The 542-nt window shown below is 69.7% G+C and carries 1 protein-coding gene; it reads right to left on the reverse strand.

All coding sequences use genetic code 11. The features are described 5' to 3' along the window. Positions 1-542, reverse strand: a 542-nt coding sequence (locus tag TR48_RS36685; RefSeq protein ID WP_152628386.1) for an acyltransferase domain-containing protein, incomplete at both ends; no start/stop codon positions are given.

Raw genomic sequence — 542 nt, forward strand, 5'->3', positions numbered from 1 at the left:
AGAAGTTCTCGTGCTGGAACGCGTACGTGGGCAGGTCGACGCGCCGGGCGCCGGTGTCGGCGAAGACCACCGACCAGTCGAGCTTGACCCCGCGCACGAACAGCTGGGCGAGCGCGGTAGTGAAGGTCTCCGCCTCGGCGCGGTCGCGGCGCAGCACTGGCGCGAACGCCGCGTCCTCGGTCACGCACGCCTGGGCGAGCGCGGTCAGAGTGCCGTCCGGGCCCAACTCCAGGAACGTGCGGACGCCTTCGTCCTCCAACGTGGCGACGGCGTCGGCGAAACGCACGGCCTCGCGTACGTGGCGCACCCAGTACTCGGGGGTGGTGAGATCGGCGTTCTGGTCCAGGGTGGAGACGATCGCGATCTTCGGAGCGTGGAACTCCAGCCCCGCGACCACGGCCCGGAACTCCTCCAGCATCGGATCCATCAGCGGCGAGTGGAACGCATGACTGACCGTCAGCCGCTTGGTCTTACGACCCTGCGCGGCCAACTGCTCGGCCGCCGCCAGCACGGCCTGCTCGGCACCGGAGATCACCACGGAG

The organism is Streptacidiphilus neutrinimicus (assembly GCF_000787815.1).
Classification (GTDB): Bacteria; Actinomycetota; Actinomycetes; order Streptomycetales; family Streptomycetaceae; genus Streptacidiphilus; species Streptacidiphilus neutrinimicus.